The 20,689-nt window shown below is 62.2% G+C and carries 16 protein-coding genes; 3 read left to right on the top strand and 13 right to left on the bottom strand.

Features of this window, described 5'->3' with window-relative positions; translation table 11 throughout:
• Window position 1 precedes the first annotated feature (1 nt).
• The 12 genes from NY023_RS07320 to mtnA all read right to left on the bottom strand — a co-directional run bounded on the left by NY023_RS07320 (window position 2) and on the right by mtnA (window position 17,391).
• Complete coding sequence (locus tag NY023_RS07320) at window positions 2-1,363, bottom strand: phosphomannomutase/phosphoglucomutase (RefSeq protein WP_013971460.1); 1,362 nt, start codon at window positions 1,361-1,363, stop codon at window positions 2-4.
• Between the two features lie 130 nt (window positions 1,364-1,493).
• Window positions 1,494-2,936, bottom strand: coding sequence for a mannose-1-phosphate guanylyltransferase/mannose-6-phosphate isomerase (locus tag NY023_RS07315; protein WP_013971459.1), 1,443 nt, complete (start codon window positions 2,934-2,936; stop codon window positions 1,494-1,496).
• A gap of 324 nt (window positions 2,937-3,260) precedes the next feature.
• On the bottom strand, window positions 3,261-4,607 hold the full coding sequence (locus tag NY023_RS07310; protein WP_013971458.1) for an MBL fold metallo-hydrolase RNA specificity domain-containing protein: 1,347 nt from the start codon (window positions 4,605-4,607) through the stop codon (window positions 3,261-3,263).
• A gap of 188 nt (window positions 4,608-4,795) precedes the next feature.
• A complete protein-coding gene (locus tag NY023_RS07305) occupies window positions 4,796-5,059 on the bottom strand; it encodes a lipopolysaccharide assembly protein LapA domain-containing protein (RefSeq protein ID WP_013971457.1) in 264 nt (87 codons plus the stop codon).
• A gap of 19 nt (window positions 5,060-5,078) precedes the next feature.
• Window positions 5,079-5,378, bottom strand: coding sequence for an integration host factor subunit beta (gene ihfB / locus NY023_RS07300; protein ID WP_013971456.1), 300 nt, complete (start codon window positions 5,376-5,378; stop codon window positions 5,079-5,081).
• Between the two features lie 488 nt (window positions 5,379-5,866).
• Entirely contained in the window at window positions 5,867-7,543 is a 1,677-nt protein-coding gene (gene rpsA, locus NY023_RS07295) for a 30S ribosomal protein S1 (protein ID WP_003252673.1), read from the bottom strand.
• 124 nt (window positions 7,544-7,667) lie between these two features.
• On the bottom strand, window positions 7,668-8,354 hold the full coding sequence (gene cmk, locus NY023_RS07290; RefSeq protein WP_013971455.1) for a (d)CMP kinase: 687 nt from the start codon (window positions 8,352-8,354) through the stop codon (window positions 7,668-7,670).
• Entirely contained in the window at window positions 8,351-10,558 is a 2,208-nt protein-coding gene (locus NY023_RS07285) for a bifunctional prephenate dehydrogenase/3-phosphoshikimate 1-carboxyvinyltransferase (RefSeq protein WP_041506488.1), read from the bottom strand. The genes cmk and NY023_RS07285 overlap by 4 nt, the downstream gene beginning before the upstream one ends.
• Before the next feature lie 197 nt (window positions 10,559-10,755).
• Window positions 10,756-11,850, bottom strand: a complete 1,095-nt coding sequence (gene pheA, locus NY023_RS07280) for a prephenate dehydratase (protein WP_013971453.1) — start codon at window positions 11,848-11,850, stop codon at window positions 10,756-10,758.
• A complete protein-coding gene (serC, locus tag NY023_RS07275) occupies window positions 11,850-12,935 on the bottom strand; it encodes a 3-phosphoserine/phosphohydroxythreonine transaminase (RefSeq protein ID WP_044046905.1) in 1,086 nt (361 codons plus the stop codon). The genes pheA and serC overlap by 1 nt, the downstream gene beginning before the upstream one ends.
• 247 nt (window positions 12,936-13,182) lie before the next feature.
• The gene (gene gyrA / locus NY023_RS07270; RefSeq protein WP_013971451.1) at window positions 13,183-15,948 is read right to left on the bottom strand and encodes a DNA gyrase subunit A; all 2,766 of its coding nucleotides are present in this window, start codon (window positions 15,946-15,948) and stop codon (window positions 13,183-13,185) included.
• A gap of 366 nt (window positions 15,949-16,314) precedes the next feature.
• Entirely contained in the window at window positions 16,315-17,391 is a 1,077-nt protein-coding gene (gene mtnA, locus NY023_RS07265; RefSeq protein ID WP_013971450.1) for an S-methyl-5-thioribose-1-phosphate isomerase, read from the bottom strand.
• A 111-nt stretch (window positions 17,392-17,502) separates the two neighbouring features.
• On the opposite strand from mtnA, the gene ubiG reads away from it, so the two are divergent.
• From ubiG to NY023_RS07250, 3 genes are all read left to right on the top strand, one after another.
• Entirely contained in the window at window positions 17,503-18,201 is a 699-nt protein-coding gene (gene ubiG / locus NY023_RS07260; RefSeq protein WP_003260863.1) for a bifunctional 2-polyprenyl-6-hydroxyphenol methylase/3-demethylubiquinol 3-O-methyltransferase UbiG, read from the top strand.
• Window positions 18,202-18,203: 2 nt separating this feature from the next.
• Window positions 18,204-18,875, top strand: coding sequence for an N-acetylmuramic acid 6-phosphate phosphatase MupP (gene mupP, locus NY023_RS07255; RefSeq protein WP_024086445.1), 672 nt, complete (start codon window positions 18,204-18,206; stop codon window positions 18,873-18,875).
• Window positions 18,876-19,027: 152 nt separating this feature from the next.
• Window positions 19,028-19,768, top strand: a complete 741-nt coding sequence (locus tag NY023_RS07250; protein ID WP_013971448.1) for a YciK family oxidoreductase — start codon at window positions 19,028-19,030, stop codon at window positions 19,766-19,768.
• 126 nt (window positions 19,769-19,894) lie between these two features.
• Here NY023_RS07250 and NY023_RS07245 read toward each other — a convergent pair whose 3' ends face one another.
• Window positions 19,895-20,680, bottom strand: a complete 786-nt coding sequence (locus NY023_RS07245; RefSeq protein WP_015269299.1) for a TenA family transcriptional regulator — start codon at window positions 20,678-20,680, stop codon at window positions 19,895-19,897.
• Between the last annotated feature and the right edge of the window lie 9 nt (window positions 20,681-20,689).

Here is a 20,689-nt window from a genome sequence, read left to right as displayed (position 1 = left end):
ACTAACCTCTGATTAGGCCCGCGATTTGCGCCACCTGGCGGTCCACGACTGCTTGATCGCCGCGGCTTTCGACGTTCAGGCGTAGCAACGGCTCGGTATTGGAGCCACGCAGGCTGAAACGCCAATCGGCAAACTCCACACTGATGCCGTCGGTACGATCAACGCTGGGATTTTGCGGCAGGTAGTGGGCAAGAATCTTCTCGATGGTGCCTTTGACATCCGCCACTTCATAGTTGATTTCGCCGCTGCACGGGAACGCCGCAATACGCTCATCCACCAGTTGCGCCAGGCTTTTGCCGGTCACGCTCATTAACTGAGCAACCAACAGCCACGGTATATTGCCGCTGTCGCAGTAGGCAAAATCGCGGAAGTAATGGTGAGCACTCATTTCACCGCCATAAACGGCGTCCTCGGCGCGCATGCGTTCTTTGATGAAGGCGTGACCGGTCTTGCTCTGGATCGCCACACCGCCAGCTGCCTGCACCTGTTCGATGGTGTTCCAGGTCAAGCGCGGGTCATGGATGACTTTGCTGCCTGGGTGCTTGGCCAGCAGCATTTCAGCCAACAGACCAACCACATAGTACCCCTCGATAAAGCGGCCTTGGTTGTCGAAGAAGAAGCAACGGTCGAAATCACCGTCGAAAGCAATACCCATGTCAGCGCCAGTGTCGAGCACGGCCTGACGCGTGAGGTCGCGGTTTTCCGGCAGCAGCGGGTTGGGGATGCCGTTGGGGAAGTTGCCATCGGGCTCACCGTTGATGATGGTGAGGTGCAACGGCAGACGCGCCTTGAGAAGTTCCAGCACAGGGCCGACGGCGCCATTACCTGGGTCGGCCAGTACTTTCAACGGTTTGAGGCTAGACAGGTCGACATAAGTGAGCAAGTGGTCGATATAAGCGCCTTTGTCGAACGCCTGCCGCACGCTGCCGGCGGATGGGGCTGCGGCCCCCAGGTCACCGGCTTCCACTCGCTGGCGAATGTCGTCGAGGCCCGTGTCACCACTGATTGGTCGCGACTGCTCGCGAACCAGTTTCATGCCGTTGTAGCCTTTGGGGTTATGGCTGGCAGTCACCATGATGCCGCCATCAGCCTGGTAATGGCTGGTAGCGAAATAGACTTCTTCAGTGCCGCATAGGCCGATGTCAATCACATCGGCACCGCCTTCGGTCAGCCCCTTCATCAGAGCCAGGGACAGGCCGGGGCTTTCCAGGCGCATGTCGCGGCCTACCACGTAGCTGCGCCCGCCCAGCTCTGCCACTAAGGCACGGCCAATGCGATAGGCAATGTCGTCGTTGAGGTCAGCCGGCACTTGGCCTCGAATGTCGTAGGCTTTGAAGCAGCGGGTCTGGATGGGTGGGTGCATACATCTCACTTGTATACGGCGCCGCTTGAAGCGAACGCCATTCGAAAGGGGATGATCGGCGAAAGATTTGCCGAATGAAATCGGCCCCGCGCCTTGATCAGGCGCTTGAGGCCGACTGGAGGGCCTGGGTTCAGGCGTCGCAACGACCGTAGTTGTCCTCGAAGCGGACGATATCGTCTTCGCCGAGGTAGTCGCCACTTTGAACTTCGATCAACACCAGGTCGATTACACCTGGGTTCTGCAAACGGTGCTTGTGGCCCGCACGAATGAACGTGGATTCATTGGTGTTGAGCATCAACTCTTGGTCGTCATTGACCACCACTGCCATACCGCTGACCACAATCCAGTGCTCACTACGGTGGTGGTGCATCTGCAGTGACAGCGATGCCTTGGGCTTGACCACAATGCGCTTGATCTTGAAGCGGTCTCCGTCTTCCAGCGTGGTGTATGTACCCCATGGACGGTGCACGGTCCGGTGCAGCAGGTGGGCGGCATGGCCATCGCTCTTCAAGCGCTTGACGATATGCTTGACGTCCTGAGCATGATCTTTGTGGGCAATGAGCAATGCATCTGGGGTATCCACTACCAGCAAGTCCTGCACGCCTACCAGTGCAGCCAGGCGGTCCTCGGTGCTTACATAGTTGTTACGTGCCCCGTGGGCCATCACTTCGCCTTCAAAGCGGTTACCAGACGCGTCCGGCGGGGTCAGTTCACTGACCGCATTCCACGAGCCAATATCGCTCCAACCGATATCGCATGGAATGGTCGCCACTTTGCGTGAGCGCTCCATCAAGGCGTAGTCGATAGAGATGTCCGGCACGTTGGCGAAGCTCTCGGCATCCAGGGCCAGGCAGCTATAACCTTTGGAGGTGGATCGGCGCGAGGCTTCAAGCGTACGTTCGACAGCTTCGAGCACATCGGGCGCATGAGCCTTGAACTCTTCGATCACTGCGCCAACCTGGAAGCAGAACATGCCGGCGTTCCAGAAATAGTTGCCAGCGGCAACATAGGACTCGGCAGTTTTAGCATCAGGTTTTTCGACGAAGCGCTCGACCTTTAGCCCACCTTCAAGCACACCGCCAGCTGCCGCTTCGATATATCCGAAGCCGGTTTCAGGGTACTGGGGCTTGATGCCAAAAGTGACCAGCCAGCCCTGCTCGGCCAACTGAACGGCCTGGGTCACCGCTTCGGAGAAGGCCGCTTCGTTCTGGATCAGGTGGTCGGCTGCCAGCACGAGCATATGTGCCTGAGGGCCATGGGACTGTAGCAGTTGCAGCGCCGCAGCGGCCACGGCGGCGGCAGTATTGCGGCCGAATGGCTCAAGGATGTAACCCTGGTTGAGGTTGTGCTTGTTGATCGTGCGATATTCGTCCTCAGTCTTGAACAGCAGCTCGCGGTTGGTCACCGTGAGGATTTCAACCACACCATTCAGATCGGCGGCGCGCAGGAAGGTTTTCTGGATGAGGTTCTGCCCGTCTGGCAGGTTCATGAACGGCTTGGGATGAGCCTCACGCGACACAGGCCACAGACGGCTACCAACGCCACCGGATAAAATTACCGGGATCAATTCCATATTCGAGTCCTTAACGGCCACTTGAAGTTTCAAACCTCAGGAAACCTACATGTGTCTTATATCTGACAGCCGCTGCGTTCAGGTGCAGCGGCGATAACTGTACGCGCCCAGCGAGATAATTCTTGGCCATCCATAGGCACAAGAGGCAAGCTCAGGCCTATAGAATACCAGAGATTTTTTCGTGTAGCTTGTCCCGGGGGCGTAAGAGACCGCGCGGCTAACCGGCAGTTCAAAGGCAATATTGGCAACAGCTTCAGGCGCCTCCGAAACCCGATGTTGGGGTATGAGACAACGGTGGTCGCCAACGTTCAGTGGCCAGCCCATTTATTGAGGAATAAATAATTCCAGCCTTGGATTACGCTGTTCGAGGCGGGCCCTGAGAGCGCTCTGCAGAGCCACTTTCGCACGCTGCTCACCGTGTACTAACACCACCCTTGCAGGAACATGCGCTATTGCCTCAACAAAATTGACCAACGCCTTTTGGTCTGCATGCCCTGAATACCCTCCCAGCGTCATGACCTTTGCGCGGATTTCATGCATCTCCCCGTCAAGGTCAATCTTCACAAAGCCTTCTGCCCCTTCACTGGCCTGAATCACCGCCCCTGGCGTACCTTTGGCCTGATAGCCGACAAACAACACCTCATGCCGCGGATCCCCCAGCATGGCCTTGAGGTAATTGACAATGCGCCCACCCGAGCACATGCCGTTGCCAGCAATCACGATCGCTGGCCGCCCGGTGCTCTTGAGGTAATTGACCACCTGCTGATGGCGGGCGTGGGTGTCCACGCTGATCAGTTGACTGAAACCGAGCGGGTCGCGCCCTTCGGCAAGGCGGGCCCTGGCCTCGGCATTCCAGTAATCGTGCAGCTCCCGGTACGCCGTGGTGATGCGCTGGGCCAAGGGTGAATCGAGGATGATGGGCAATTGCGACCAGTCGAGCGGGTCGCCGTCGGGGGCCGGGCCGGGTTTGTTCAGCAAAGCCTTGCGGTGAAGAATGTCTTCGAGCTCGTAGAGCAGCTCCTGGGTGCGGCCAAGGCTGAACGCGGGAATGAGGATAGTGCCCTTATCGGCCAGGGCGCGATCGATAGCGTGTTCCAAGCGCTGCCGACGGTCGCCTGCATGGGGGTGCAGGCGGTCCCCATAGGTGCTTTCCAGCACTAGTACGTCGGCACGTTCCGGGGGCTGCAACGGGCGCAGCAAGGGGTTGCCACAAGCACCCAGGTCGCCGGAGAAGACGTAGCGGGTATTGGCCTGCTCATGCTGTACGTCGCATTCGACATAGGCCGAACCCAGCAGATGGCCGGCGCGCTGCAGACGAATGCGGCAGGCGAGACCGGGGCGTTCGACCAGCGAATGCCACTGCTCGAAAGGCAAGGGCACGATAAGGCCGCGTATGAAATCGAGGTACCTCGCCACTTGGGCGGGCTCGCTGCTGATGCTCAGCTTGTAGGCGTCTTCCAGTGCCAGCGGCAGCAACCTGGCAGACGGCTCACTGCACAGGATGGGGCCGCGGTAGCCAGCGGCCAGCAGGGCCGGGATACGGCCGACGTGATCGAGATGCACATGGGTGATGACCAGGGCCTGGATGCCCTGCACGTCAAAGCCGAGCGGCGCGGGCTCCGCGCCTGGCGCTGCATCGGCACCCTGTTCCAGACCGCAGTCGACCAGCAAGCTGGTGGACGGATCCAGGTGCAGTTGGTGACAGGACCCGGTGACACCCCGGGTACCACCGTGATGGGAAAGACAGGGGTACTCCATGCTACGCACACTCGCCTGGCCGAAAATGAAGTGGGCTATTACTCCACGACGGCCGACTGACGCATAGGTGAGCCTTTCCTAAAAGTGCGTAGGATATTTCTTTAGTTGCCGCTCAGTGCAACTTGCCGGGCAGACGCCCTGATCTTGCGTTTGCTTCGCTGCACGCCGTAGGCACCCAGCAACGGCCCGACTGCCAGGCCAATGACCAGGGCGGCCAGCACCAGCACGGCCACCGGCATGGCCGGAGCGGCCCAACCGAACAGTACCAACGAGACGGTTTGCTGGTTCTCCAGCACGAAGAACAGCACCACAGCCGCCAACAGCAGCACGAATACCGCCGCCAGGGCGCGCTTGAGGTTACGCATCAGATTGCTCCTTGTGGAATCAGGTGTGGGCCTCATGCTCTTCTTCATTGACCCGATCGCGCAACTCTTTACCGGGCTTGAAGTGCGGCACGAACTTGCCTTCGAGGCTGACCGACTGGCCGGTCTTAGGGTTGCGGCCTACACGAGGTGCGCGATAGTGCAGCGAGAAGCTACCAAAACCGCGGATCTCGATGCGATCGCCGGTGGCAAGGCATTGTGACATCTGCTCAAGCATGGTCTTGATGGCCAGCTCCACGTCCTTGGACGAGAGCAGCCCCTGATGGGTGACAATACGTTCGATCAGCTCCGACTTCGTCATATTTTTCCCTTCGTTATCAAGCAGCTAGATCATTGCTTAACCAGTTTGTAGCACGCTGGGAAGGATTTGAACAGGGTGGTTCTTGACTTAATAAAAAAATTCAAGATTGAAGTTTTACAGGAATGGTCTAGCTGGATGGGGTTGGCAGGGCCGGCCTCATCGCCGGCAAGCCGGCTGCCACAGGTATCGTGTAAGCTTTTTGGAAGCCTGGGCAAGAGCGCTGCACCGCAGAGATGCCACATGCGTTGCATGCCTGCGCCACCCAGGTGGGAGCGGGTTCACCCGCGAACACCGGCGCAGCCGGTGCCATACACCGCGGCGCCTGCTTCGCGGGTAAACCCGCTCCTACAGGGATCGTGCATGCCTTGTAATGCCTGCGCCACCCGCTTCCACAGGTAATGCGACACCCTCTCGGACCTTGCATCTTGCGCGACAGGCATAAAAAAAGGCGACCCGAGGGTCGCCCTTTTTTACCGATCAAACAGAACTCAGTTCTGCTTGGCCATTGCTTCGCGCAGCAGCGCAGCCATGGTGGTGTCGGCAGCCGCTTCCGGAGCGTTTTTCAGGCTCTGGATGGCTTCGCGCTCTTCAGCGTCGTCTTTCGATTTGATCGACAGGCTGATAACGCGGGACTTGCGGTCAACGCTGATGATCTTGGCTTCGATCTCTTCGCCTTCCTTCAGGACGTTACGCGCGTCTTCAACGCGGTCACGGCTGATTTCGGAAGCTTTCAGAGTAGCTTCGATGTCGTCGGCCAGAGTGACGATGGCGCCTTTGGCGTCAACTTCTTTCACGATGCCCTTGACGATAGCGCCCTTGTCATTGACAGCAACGAAGTTGGAGAACGGATCGTCTTCCAGCTGCTTGATGCCCAGGGAGATGCGCTCGCGCTCCGGGTCAACCGACAGGATGACGGTTTCCAGCTCGTCGCCCTTCTTGAAACGACGTACGGCTTCTTCGCCGGTTTCGTTCCAGGAGATGTCGGACAGGTGAACCAGGCCGTCGATGCCGCCGTCCAGACCAATGAAGATACCGAAGTCGGTGATCGACTTGATGGTACCGGTGATCTTGTCACCCTTGTTGAACTGGCCGGAGAAGTCTTCCCATGGGTTGGACTTGCACTGCTTGATGCCCAGGGAGATACGACGACGCTCTTCGTCGATGTCCAGAACCATGACTTCCACTTCGTCGCCAACCTGAACGACTTTCGACGGGTGGATGTTCTTGTTGGTCCAGTCCATTTCGGAAACGTGTACCAGACCTTCAACGCCTTCTTCCAGCTCAGCGAAGCAGCCGTAGTCGGTCAGGTTGGTAACGCGAGCCTGTACGCGAGTACCTTCTGGGTAACGGGCAGTGATAGCTACCCACGGATCTTCGCCCATCTGCTTCAGACCCAGCGAAACGCGGTTGCGCTCGCGGTCGAACTTCAGAACGCGTACGTCGACTTCGTCGCCAACGTTAACGATTTCCGATGGGTGCTTGATGCGCTTCCAAGCCATGTCGGTGATGTGCAGCAGGCCGTCGATACCGCCCAGGTCCACGAAGGCGCCGTAGTCGGTGAGGTTCTTGACGATACCTTTGACTTGTTGGCCTTCCTGCAGGGTTTCCAGCAGGGCTTCGCGCTCGGCGCTGTTCTCGGCTTCCAGCACGCTGCGACGGGAAACGACAACGTTGTTGCGCTTCTGGTCCAGCTTGATGACCTTGAATTCCAGCTCTTTGCCTTCCAGGTGGGTGGTGTCGCGCACAGGGCGGACATCAACCAGGGAGCCCGGCAGGAACGCACGGATGCCGTTAACGTCGACAGTGAAGCCGCCCTTAACCTTACCGTTGATAACGCCCTTGACCACTTCTTCGGCGGCGAAAGCTGCTTCCAGAACAATCCAGCACTCGGCGCGCTTGGCTTTTTCACGGGACAGCTTGGTTTCGCCAAAGCCGTCTTCGACCGCGTCCAGCGCAACGTGAACTTCGTCACCGACCTTGATGGTCAGCTCGCCAGCTTCGTTGTAGAACTGCTCGAGCGGGATGACGCCCTCGGACTTCAGGCCAGCGTGTACGGTAACCCAGTCGCCGTCGATGTCGACAACGATACCGGTGATGATGGCACCCGGCTGAAGATTGAGGGTTTTCAGGCTTTCTTCAAAGAGTTCTGCAAAGCTTTCGCTCATTTTAATTCCTGTAGATTCGGGCGAAACAGACGCCCATAGCCACATTCCAGACAATGTGGGTTTGTTTTAAGTAAAGGAAAGCCGGCAGGACGTTGACTGGTGCCCCTGCCTGCTTTCCTGGCTATCAGAGAAGGTCGCGCAGTGCGATCTCGCTCCTGATACGTTGCAACACCTGCTCGATGGACAACTCGGTAGAGTCCAACTGAATGGCATCGGCCGCTGGCTTCAGCGGGGCCACTGCACGTTGGGTGTCGCGCTCATCGCGCGCACGAATCTCATCCAGCAGACTCGACAGACTAACATCTTCACCCTTGCCCTTCAACTGCAGGTAGCGGCGACGCGCTCGCTCCTCCGCGCTGGCGGTGAGGAAGACTTTCAACGGCGCATCCGGGAACACCACGGTGCCCATGTCGCGGCCGTCGGCTATCAGGCCCGGCGCCTCGCGGAATTCGCGCTGGCGCACCAGCAGTGCATCCCGCACGGCCGGCAGCGAAGCAACCATCGAGGCACCGGCACCGACGGTCTCGGTGCGGATGACGTTGCTGACGTCCTCGCCCTCGAGGATGATCTGTTGCAGCTTACCGGGCTCGGCGGCGATGAACTGCACATCCAGATGGGCGGCAAGCTTGGTCAGCAGCTCTTCGTTGGTCAGATCGACGCCATGGTTGCTGGCGTTGAACGCCAGCAGACGGTACAGCGCGCCAGAGTCCAGCAACTTCCAGCCCAGCTCGCGGGCCAGCAGCCCGGCGACCGTACCCTTGCCCGAACCGCTTGGCCCATCGATGGTGATAACCGGAGTCAGGGCACTCACGACTTGCCCTCTTCCGCCACGCGGATGCCCACTTCGGCGCACAGCGCCAGGAAGTTGGGGAACGAGGTTGCGACGTTGGCGCAATCGTGGATGCGGATCGGCGCGCTGGCGCGCAGCGAGGCAACACTGAAGGCCATGGCGATACGGTGGTCACCGTGGCCATGCACTTCGCCGCCGCCCAACTGGCCGCCATCAATGATGATGCCGTCCGGGGTCGGCTCGCACTTGATGCCAAGGGTGATCAGGCCGTCGGCCATGACCTGGATACGGTCGGATTCCTTCACCCGCAGCTCTTCGGCACCACGCAGCACGGTACGCCCTTCTGCGCAGGCAGCGGCGACGAACAGCACCGGGAACTCGTCGATGGCCAGTGGCACCAGCTCTTCAGGAATGTCGATACCCTTCAGCTTGGCGCCGCGCACACGCAGGTCGGCCACCGGTTCGCCGCCGACTTCACGCTGGTTTTCCAGAGTGATGTCGCCACCCATCAGGCGCAGGATGTCGATCACGCCGGTACGGGTCGGGTTGATGCCAACGTGCTCCAGCACCAGCTCGGAACCTTCGGCGATGGACGCTGCCACCAGGAAGAACGCCGCCGAGGAGATGTCTGCCGGCACTTCGATACGGGTAGCAGTGAGCTTGCCGCCGGACTGCAGTGAGGCCACCGGGCCGTTGCTTTCGACGCTGTAGCCAAAGCCGCGCAGCATGCGCTCGGTGTGGTCACGGGTTGGTGCAGGCTCGGTGACGGTGGTCTTGCCTTCGGCGTACAGGCCGGCCAGCAGCAGGCAGGATTTGACCTGGGCACTGGCCATCGGCAGCGTGTAGGTCAGCGCCTTGAGCTTGTGGCCACCGCGGATGGTCAGCGGCGGGCGGCCTTCAGGGCCAGTCTCGACCACGGCACCCATTTCGCGCAGCGGGTTGGCCACGCGGTTCATCGGGCGCTTGGACAGCGAAGCGTCGCCGGTCATGGTCACGTCGAACGGCTGGCCGGCCAGCAGGCCCGACAGCAGGCGCATCGAGGTACCCGAATTGCCCACATATAGCGGCCCGGGTGGTGGCTTGAGGCCGTGCAGGCCGACACCGTGAATGGTCACGCGACCGTGGTTCGGGCCTTCGATGACCACACCCATGTCACGGAATGCCTGCAGGGTCGCCAGCGCGTCCTCACCTTCGAGGAAGCCTTCGACCTCGGTGGTGCCTTCGGCCAGCGAGCCGAGCATGATCGAGCGGTGGGAAATCGACTTGTCGCCCGGTACGCGGATTCGCCCGGACAGGCGGCCACCCGGTTGGGCCAGGAAAATCAGATCGTTGGCGTTCATAGCGTCCACATAGGCCCGGCGGGCCAGGATTTTACTGAAATGCTCGCGGGCAACGCGTGCGCGGGTGAATACACCCAGCAGCTGGTGCCCGTCCCCTTCAGCGATCGCGTCGCGCAAGGCGTCGAGATCGCTGCGATATGTATCAAGCGTGCGCAGGACAGCGTCGCGGTTGGCGAGAAAGATGTCGTGCCACATGGTCGGGTCGCTGCCGGCGATTCTCGTGAAATCGCGGAAGCCTCCCGCAGCGTACCGGAAGATCTCGAGGTTTTCATTGCGCTTGGCCAGCGAATCGACCAGGCCGAAGGCCAGCAGATGCGGCAGATGACTGGTGGCGGCAAGCACTTCGTCGTGGCGTTCGACCGACATGTGCTCCACATCGGCGTCCAGCGCACGCCACAGGCGGTCGACCAGGGCCAGGGCGGCCGGGTCGGTTTCGGCCAGCGGCGTGAGGATGACCTTGTGTCGGCGGAACAGGGCAGCATTGGAGGCCTCTACCCCGCTCTGCTCGGAGCCGGCGATGGGGTGGCCGGGGACGAAGCGCGGCAAGCGCTCCCCAAAGACCACCCGCGCCTCACGCACGACGTTGCCCTTGGCGCTGCCGACGTCGGTGATGACGGCAGCGCCAAGGTCGAGCTTGGCCAGGCGGGCCAGGACTTTTTCCATGGCCAGGATCGGCACGGCCAACTGGATGACATCGGCACCGACACAGGCGGCGGCAAGGTCTTCTTCGCAGCGATCGACCACGCCCAGGGCCACGGCCTGCTTGCGCGAGGGGGCGTCCAGGTCGACACCGACCACTTCGCGGCACAGGCCGCTTTCACGCAGGCCCTTGGCGAACGAGCCACCGATCAGGCCGAGGCCGACCACGACCAGGCGGTTGATGATTGGCGCGGGTTTGGTTGTTACTGCTTTTACCACTGGTGCGAACCCTGTTCAGAAATCTAGACAGCCTGCGGGGCCCATTGGGGCCGCTGTGCGGCCCTTCGCGGGCACGCCCGCTCCCACAGAGTTCGACATCACGCTGTCACTGTGGGAGCGGGCGTGCCCGCGAAGGGCTGCAAAGCAGCCCCAAAGGCCTTGAATCAAAGCACCGCCTTCGGATACGACCCCAGCACCTTCAGCGCCACAGCCTCCTGGCTGATCTGCTCGAGCACCGCCTTGATCAGCGGGTCGCGGTGGTGGCCGACGAAGTCGATGAAGAACACGTAGGTCCACTTGCCGCTGCGCGACGGGCGGGTCTCGATGCGAGTCAGGTCGATGCCGTTCTGGTGGAACGGTACCAACAGCTCGTGCAAGGCACCCGGCTTGTTGCTCATCGAAACGATGATCGAGGTCTTGTCGTCGCCGGTCGGCGGCACTTCCTGGTTACCGATCATCAGGAAGCGCGTGGAGTTGTCCGGGCGGTCTTCGATCTTCTCGGCCAGGCGAGTCAACCCGTACAGGTTGGCCGCCATGTCGCCGGCGATCGCCGCCGAATTCCACTCGCCCTTGACCCGCTTGGCGGCCTCGGCATTGCTAGACACGGCCACGCGCTCCACGTTTGGGTAGTGCGCGTCCAGCCACTTGCGGCACTGGGCCAGCGACTGGGCGTGAGAGTAGATGCGGGTGATGCTGTCGGTCTTGGTGTTCTCGCCCACCAGCAGGTGGTGGTGGATGCGCAGCTCGACCTCACCGCAAATCACCATGTCGTGTTCGAGGAAGCTGTCCAGGGTGTGGCTGACCGCGCCTTCGGTGGAGTTTTCCACCGGCACCACGCCGAAGTTGACGGCACCGGCCGCCACTTCGCGGAACACTTCGTCGATGGCCGCCATAGGCCGGCTGATCACCGCGTGGCCGAAGTGCTTCATGGCTGCAGCCTGGGTGAAGGTGCCTTCAGGGCCGAGGTAGGCGATTTTCAGCGGCTCTTCCAGGGCCAGGCACGACGACATGATTTCGCGGAACAGCCGCGCCATCTCTTCGTTGTCCAGCGGACCCTTGTTGCGCTCCATCACGCGCTTGAGCACGGCGGCTTCACGCTCGGGGCGGTAGAACACCGGCTTTTCGCCTTCCGCCAGCGAGGCGGTCTTGACCTTGGCCACTTCCTGGGCGCACCGGGCGCGCTCGCTGATCAGCTCGAGGATCTTCTCGTCGAGGCTGTCGATGCGAACGCGCAACGCCTTCAGTTCGTGCTCGGACATCAGCCGTGCTCCTTCTCGAATTCGGCCATGTAGGCCACCAGGGCTTCGACTGCTTCAAGGCCCAGGGCGTTGTAGATGGAGGCGCGCATGCCGCCTACCGAACGGTGGCCCTTGAGGTTGAGCAGGCCACGGGCATCGGCGCCGGCGAGGAAGGCCTTGTCCAGGCGCTCGTCAGCCAGGCGGAACGGCACGTTCATCCACGAACGGGCATTGTGGCTGATCGGGTTGGTGTAGAACTCGCTGCTGTCGATGAAGCCATACAGGCGGTCTTTCTTGGCGCGGTTGCGCTGTTCCATGGCATCGACGCCACCCTGCTCTTTCAGCCACTCGAACACCAGGCCCGAGAGGTACCAGGAGTAGGTGGCCGGGGTGTTGTACATCGAGCCGTTGTCGGCCGATACCTTGTAGTCGAGCATGGTCGGGCAGCTGCTGCGGGCGCGGCCCAGCAGGTCTTCGCGCACGATCACCACTACCAGGCCGCTCGGGCCGATGTTCTTCTGCGCGCCGGCGTAGATCAGGCCGTACTGCGACACGTCGATCGGGCGCGAGAGGATGTCGGACGACATGTCGACCACCAGTGGCACTTCACCGGTTTCCGGCACCCAGTCGAACTGCAGGCCACCAATGGTCTCGTTGGACGCATAGTGCACGTAGGCAGCGTTCTTGGTCAGCTTCCACTCGTTCTGGCCCGGGATGGCCAGGTAGTCGTAGGGCTTGGCGCTGGCGGCGACGTTGACGTTGCCGAAGCGGCGCCCTTCCTCGATGGCCTTTTTCGACCAGATGCCGGTCTCGATGTAGTCGGCGGTGCCGTTTTCCGGCAGCAGGTTCAGCGGGATTTCGGCGAACTGCTGGCTGGCGCCGCCCTGCAGGAACAGCACCTTGTAGTTGGAGGGGACGGACAGCAGGTCACGCAAGTCCTGCTCGGCCTTTTCGGCGATGGCCACGTAATCGTCGCTACGATGGCTCATTTCCATCACCGACAAGCCCTTGCCACGCCAATCCATCATCTCGGCCTGGGCGCGCTGCAGAACAGCATCAGGAAGCGCGGCAGGGCCTGCGCAGAAGTTAAAGGCTCGTTTGCTCACATCCACTCTCGCTCTGCCAAATGGTACAAATTCATTGTTGCATGCCACACACGGCCCCTGTGGGAGCGGCCTTGTGTCGCGAAAGGGCTGCGCAGCAGCCCCAGCAATTTTGCAGTGTCGCTGAAATCCTGGGGCCGCTTCGCGCCCCTTTCGCGACACAAGGCCGCTCCCACAAAAAGCAAGTGATACCTGGCCTGATCAGTCAAACGGGGCGACCTTGGTCGCCCCGTTCGGGTTTTACGCTTGCTTACTCCTGCGGGGCCTCTTCGGCACCAGCAGCTTCTTCGTTGTCTGGCGCTTCAGCCTCGACGCCCTCTTCGTCCGCCTCGATCACATCATCGAGTTCGTCCTCGGAAGGCTCCTGGATACGCTCCAGGCCCACCAGCGTCTCGTCGGTAGCCAGCTTGATCAAGGTCACACCCTGAGTGTTACGACCCAGGCTGGACACCTCGCCAACGCGGGTACGCACCAGCGTGCCCTGGTCGGAGATCAGCATGATCTCCTCGCCTTCCTGCACCTGGATGGCACCGATCAGCAGACCGTTGCGCCCCTTGGTGCCCATGGCGATCACACCCTGGCCACCACGGCCGCGACGCGGGAACTTGGACAGCGGAGTGCGCTTGCCGAAGCCACGCTCGGAGGCGGTGAGGATCTGCGCGCCAGATTCCGGGATCAGCATGGAGATGATCTGCTGGCCCTTGCCCAGCTTCATGCCGCGCACGCCACGGGCGTTACGGCCCATCTCGCGCACCACGCTTTCAGCGAAGCGGATCACCTTGCCGGCGTCGGAGAACATCATGACTTCCTTGGCGCCGTCGGTGATGGCCGCAGCGATCAGGGTGTCGCCTTCCTTGAGCTTCAGGGCGATCAGGCCGTTGGAGCGCGGACGGGCGAACTGCACCAGCGGGGTCTTCTTCACAGTACCCGAAGCGGTGGCCATGAAGATGTAGGCGCCGGTCGGCTCGGCCACCCATTCAGGGGTGTCGCCGTCTTCCTCGTCCACTTCCTCGGCCTCGACCACTTCGCCTTCGAGCACGGTGTCTTCCGCGTCCTCCAGCTCTTCGTCGGCGTCAGCGTTCTGCTGCAGGGCCTCGAGGTCGATCTGCAGCATGGCGGTGATGCGCTCACCTTCCTCCAGCGGCAACAGGTTGACCAGCGGGCGGCCGCGGGCGGCGCGGGACGCTTCAGGGATATCGTAGGTCTTCAGCCAGTACACCTTGCCCTTGCTGGAGAACAACAGCAAGGTGGCATGGCTGTTGGCAACCAGCAGGTGCTCGACGTAGTCCTCGTCCTTCACCCCAGTAGCCGACTTGCCTTTGCCGCCACGGCGCTGGGCCTGGTAGGCGGACAGCGGCTGGGTCTTGGCGTAGCCGCCGTGGGAGATGGTCACCACGCGCTCTTCTTCCGGGATCATGTCGCCGTAGTTGAGGTCGTGGCGCGCATCGAGGATTTCGGTACGGCGGGCATCGCCATATTCGGCGCGGATGGCTTCCAGCTCTTCGCGGATCACTTCCATCAGGCGCTCGGCGCTGCTGAGGATGCGGATCAGTTCGCCGATCTGCTCGAGGATTTCCTGGTACTCGGCCAGCAGCTTCTCGTGCTCCAGGCCGGTCAGGCGGTGCAGGCGCAGGTCGAGAATGGCCTGGGCCTGTTCCGGCGACAGGTAGTACTTGCCTTCACGCAGGCCGTACTGCTCCGGCAGGTCCTCGGGGCGGCAGGAATCGGCGCCGGCGCGCTCGACCATGACCTGCACGGCACTGGATTCCCAGGCAGTGGAGATCAGGGCTTCCTTGGCCTCGGACGGGGTCGGCGAGGCCTTGATCAGGGCGATGACCGGGTCGATGTTGGACAGCGCGACCGCCTGGCCTTCGAGGATATGGCCGCGTTCGCGGGCCTTGCGCAGCTCGAACACGGTACGGCGGGTTACCACTTCACGGCGGTGACGCACGAACGCTTCGAGCAGATCCTTGAGGTTGAGCAGACGCGGACGGCCGTCGACCAGGGCCACCACGTTGATACCGAATACGCTCTGCAGCTGGGTTTGCTGGTAGAGGTTGTTGAGCACCACTTCCGGCACCTCGCCGCGACGCAGCTCGATGACGATGCGCATGCCGTCCTTGTCGGACTCGTCGCGCAGCTCGGTGATGCCTTCGATCTTCTTCTCTTTGACCAGCTCGGCGATCTTTTCGATCAGACGAGCCTTGTTCAGCTGGTACGGCAGCTCGGTAACCACGATCTGCTGGCGACCACCGACCTTGTCGATGTCTTCGATCTCGGAACGGGCGCGCATGTAGATGCGGCCACGGCCGGTGCGATAGGCCTCGATGATGCCCTGGCGGCCGTTGATCAGGCCGGCAGTCGGGAAGTCCGGGCCAGGGATGTGCTGCATCAGCTCATCGATGGTGACTTCGGGGTTGTCGATGAGTGCCAGGCAGCCATCGATGACCTCGCCGAGGTTGTGCGGCGGGATGTTGGTCGCCATGCCCACGGCGATACCGCTGGAACCGTTGACCAGCAGGTTGGGAATACGGGTCGGCATGACCGCCGGGATCTGCTCGGTGCCGTCGTAGTTGGGCACCCAGTCGACGGTCTCCTTGTGCAGGTCGGCCAGCAGCTCGTGGGCCAGCTTGGCCATGCGCACTTCGGTGTATCGCATGGCTGCGGCGTTGTCGCCGTCCACCGAACCGAAGTTGCCCTGGCCGTCGACCAGCAGGTAGCGCAGCGAGAACGGCTGGGCCATACGCACGATGGTGTCGTAGACCGCGGTGTCGCCGTGCGGGTGGTACTTACCGATCACGTCACCGACCACACGGGCGGATTTCTTGTACGGCTTGTTCCAGTCGTTGCCCAGTTCGCTCATCGCATAGAGAACGCGACGATGCACGGGCTTCAAGCCGTCACGCGCATCGGGCAGCGCTCGCCCGACAATCACGCTCATCGCGTAGTCGAGGTAAGACTGTCTCAGTTCGTCTTCGATATTGACCGGGAGGATTTCTTTGGCCAGTTCGCCCATGAGAAGCCTGATTCCTTTTTCTGGTGAAACTTCGCAGCTCCATCAAGGGCCGAACGAAGCTCGCCGCCGCAGCGCATAAGGGTGCGACGACTTACGACAAATCAATGAGTTGTGCCATGGATCTGCGCAATGAAGGCCGCCGTGGTGGGCGGTCTTGGAAACTGCCGGATGTTATCACAAAGGCAGGGGCGGTGGGGAGATGTGGCAGGTGGCCTCACACGAGGTTGAATCTGGATTTTTTATAGCCTGTGCCGGCCTCTTCGCGGGTAAACCCGCTCCCACAGGTACACCACCATCCTCAGGCCTTGTGCTATCCCTGTGGGAGCGGGTTTACCCGCGAAGAGGCCGGCACAGGCGCCACGAATATCAGTGCAGCCGCTTGCGGCAGATCAATTGCGCCAGCTTGGCGGCATCCGGCCGCTCGACGATGCCGCGCTCGGTCACGATCACGTCGATCAGGTCGGCCGGGGTCACGTCGAATACCGGGTTGAACACCTCGACATCCGGCGCCACGCGGGTGCCGCCAATGTCCAGCAACTCGTCGGCAGCGCGCTCTTCCAGCGGGATGTCCTCGCCCGTGGCCAGGTTCAGGTCGATGCTGGTACTCGGCGCCACCACCATGAACCGTACGCCATGATGCATGGCGCTGACCGCCAGCTGATAGGTGCCGATCTTGCTGGCCACATCGCCGTTGGCGGCGATGCAGTCCGCGCCCACCACCACCCAGGTGATGCCCTTGCTTTTCATCAGGTGGGCCAGCGCCGAGTCGGCGCACAGGGTCACCGGGATGCCTTCGTTGGCCAGTTCCCAGGCGGTCAGGCGCGAGCCATGCAACCAGGGGCGGGTCTCGCCAGCGTATACACGCTCGACCATGCCCTCCAGGTAACCGGCACGGATCACCCCCAGTGCGGTACCGAAACCACCACAGGCCAAAGCACCGGCGTTGCCATAGGTGAGCAGGATCTGGGCGTTGCCCTGGTGGCGACGAATCAGCTCGATACCGTACTGGGCCATGGTCAGGTTGGCCTCGCGATCGCTCTCGTGGATGGCCACCGCTTCGGCCTCCAGTGCCGCCAGCACGTCTTCGTCCGGACGCAGGCGCTGCAGGCGCTCACGCATGCGGTTCAGCGCCCAGAACAGGTTGGCGGCGGTAGGGCGCGCTTCAGCCAGGACAAGGAAGTCTTCCTCCAGGTCCATTTCCCAGTCGCCGCCCTCGGCCAGCCGCTCCTCAAGGGCCAGCACCAGGCCATAGGCCGCGGCAATGCCGATGGCCGAGGCGCCGCGCACGGCCATGTCGCGGATCGCCGCTGCAACCTGCGCGACATTGTCGCAGGCCAGCCAGCGCTCTTCCGACGGCAGCAGGCGCTGGTCGAGCAGGTGCAGGACGCCGCCCTGCCAGCGGATCCCGGTCACCTTCTCCGCCGCCAAAAGTCGCTCGCGCATCGCCTCTCCCCGTCGTTCGGATATCAAAAGCCGGCGATTATAGCGACCCTCGGGGCCGAGCGCTCGGGTATACTCCGGCGCAATTTTGCGAAGTTTCAGAGGACTGTTCTAATGAGCAACGTCGACCGCGCCGAAATCGCCAAGTTCGAAGCGCTGGCCCACCGCTGGTGGGACCGCGAAAGCGAGTTCAAGCCGCTGCACGAAATCAACCCGCTGCGCGTCAACTGGATCGACGAGCGCGTCAGCCTCGCCGGCAAGAAGGTGCTGGACGTGGGTTGCGGCGGCGGCATCCTCAGCGAGGCGATGGCCCTGCGCGGCGCCACGGTCACCGGCATCGACATGGGCGAGGCGCCACTGGCCGTGGCCCAGCTGCACCAGCTGGAGTCGGGTGTGCAGGTGGAATACCGGCAGATCACCGCCGAAGCCCTGGCCGAGGAAATGCCCGAACAGTTCGACGTGGTCACCTGCCTGGAAATGCTCGAGCACGTGCCCGACCCGTCTTCGGTCATCCGCGCCTGCTACCGCATGGTCAAGCCTGGCGGCCAGGTGTTCTTCTCCACCATCAACCGCAACCCCAAGGCCTACCTGCTGGCCATCGTCGGCGCCGAGTACATCCTGAAGATGCTGCCGCGCGGCACCCACGACTTCAAGAAGTTCATCCGCCCGTCCGAGCTGGGCGCCTGGAGCCGCGTTGCCGGCCTTCAGGTGAAAGACATCATCGGCCTGACCTACAACCCACTGACCAAGCACTACAAGCTCAGCAGCGACGTCGACGTCAACTACATGGTCCAGACCCTGCGCGAGGAATAAACATGAGTTTGCGAGCAGTACTCTTCGACATGGACGGCACCTTGCTCGACACGGCGCCGGACTTCATCGCCATCTGCCAGGCCATGCTCGCCGAGCGCGGCCTGCCGGCCGTCGATGACAAGGTGATCCGCGACGTGATCTCCGGCGGTGCCCGCGCGATGGTCGCCGCGACCTTCGCCATCAGCCCGGAGGCCGAGGGCTTCGAAGCCCTGCGCCTGGAGTTCCTCGAGCGCTACCAGCGCGACTGCGCGGTGCACAGCAAGCTGTTCGACGGCATGGCCGAGCTGCTGGCCGACATCGAGAAAGGCAACCTGCTGTGGGGTGTGGTCACCAACAAGCCGGTGCGCTTCGCCGAGCCGATCATGCAGCAACTGGGCCTGGCCGAGCGTTCGGCGCTGCTGATCTGCCCGGACCACGTCAAGAACAGCAAGCCCGACCCCGAGCCGCTGATCCTCGCCTGCAAGACCCTCGGCCTGGACCCGGCCAGCGTATTGTTCGTCGGCGACGACCTGCGCGACATCGAGTCTGGCCGCGACGCCGGTACTCGCACGGCGGCAGTGCGCTACGGCTATATTCATCCAGAGGACAACCCCAACAACTGGGGCGCCGATGTGGTGGTGGACCACCCGCTGGAACTGCGCAAGGTGATCGACAGCGCGCTGTGCGGCTGCTGAACCCCGTCTAGACCGCAGCACAGCCCCTGTGGGAGCGGGTTCACCCGCGAATGCGCCAGCCCAGGCGACACCGGCGTCTGATAGTACGCATTCGCGGGTAAACCCGCTCCCACAGGGGACGGTGCCGCGCCAACGAACTCGAAGGACCTACCATGTTCGACTACACCGCCCGCCCCGACCTGCTGCAAGGCCGGGTCATCCTGGTTACCGGTGCCGGCCGCGGCATCGGCGCCGCTGCCGCCAAGGCCTACGCTGCGCTGGGCGCTACTGTGCTGCTGCTGGGCAAGACCGAGTCCAATCTCAACGAGGTCTACGACCAGATCGAAGCCGCCGGGCACCCGCAACCCGTGGTGATCCCGTTCAACCTGGAAACCGCCCTGCCCCACCAGTACGACGAACTGGCGGTGATGATCGAAGACCAGTTCGGCCGCCTCGACGGCCTGCTGAACAACGCTTCGATCATCGGCCCGCGTACGCCGCTGGAGCAGCTGTCGGGTGACAACTTCATGCGCGTGATGCACATCAACGTCAATGCCACCTTCATGCTCACCAGCACCCTGCTGCCGCTGCTGAAGCTGTCGGAAGACGCTTCGGTGGTGTTCACCAGCAGCAGTGTCGGGCGCAAGGGCCGGGCCTACTGGGGCGCCTATGGCGTGTCCAAGTTCGCCACCGAGGGCCTGATGCAAACCCTGGCCGATGAACTGGAAGGCGTGGCACCGGTGCGCTCCAACAGCATCAACCCGGGCGCCACGCGCACGGCGATGCGGGCACAGGCCTACCCTAGCGAAAACCCGCAGAACAACCCGCTGCCGGAAGAGATCATGCCGGTGTACCTGTACCTGATGGGGCCGGACAGCAAAGGGGTGAATGGGCAGGCGTTCAACGCCCAGTAAGGCTTTTGCCGGTACTGGCCCTTTCGCGGGTGAACCCGCTCCCACAGGGTTATTCACCGCCCATGAGGGCAGCGCAATACTTGTGGGAGCGGGTTTACCCGCGAAGAGGCCGGGACAGAAGAGCGATCAGCCCGCTGCCAACACCGGGCGCATGCGCCCCTGCTGGCGCCCTTCCAGCTGCATGCACCGTTCCAGGAACAGGTACATGCAGTCGTAGCTCTTGCAAATCGCCTTGCGCAGTTCATTGCGCAGCCCCAGGGTCGGGTTCTCGCCCGCCAGGGTGCAGATGATCTCCAGCGCCTCCCACGGGTGCGCGTCGTCATACTGGGCATGCATCTTCAGCCACTTCATCGCCCGCTTGCGCTGGTCCTCCGGGAAGCCCAGCGCATAGGTGTCGGTGGAGCACACCACCGCCGACCATTCACCGGTCGCACCTTCGATGGCGTAGTTGGTCGCCGCCATGGAAATGGCCAGGTTCTCGGTGGCGCACACGCGCCAGCACCAGTCGTTCAGGCCGTTCAGTTCAGGCGGCACTTCCTGGGCCTGCAGCTCGTGCAGGTGCACGCCATGCGCCTGGCACCAGTTCACCCAATAGTCGGCGTGGTTGAGCTCGACACGGATGTTGCGCATCAGCCAGCGCCGCGCCATGTCTTCGCCCTGGTGCCGACCATAGCGGGTCTTGGTCAGGTTGTGGGCCATGTACAGCGAAAACTGCTCCACCACCGGCCAGCCACCGATCAGGTACTGGCGAATGGTCGATTGCTTCAACTGGCCATCGCGCAGGCGCGCGTAGAACTCATGCTCGACTACCCGGCGCTTGCTCTCGCGGCAGTCTTCAATCAGTTGCTGGGCCCATTGGGGGTAGCTGGCGGGATCCATCAAAGGCCCGATACGAACGAATGCGTCAATCACTTTCAGCTC

Origin of the sequence: Pseudomonas sp. NBB, from assembly GCF_032701105.1 — a bacterium.
Taxonomy (GTDB): Bacteria; Pseudomonadota; Gammaproteobacteria; order Pseudomonadales; family Pseudomonadaceae; genus Aquipseudomonas; species Aquipseudomonas asiatica.
The sequence above is the reverse complement of the archived record's forward strand: the minus strand, read 5'-3'. Positions and strand labels throughout refer to the sequence as shown.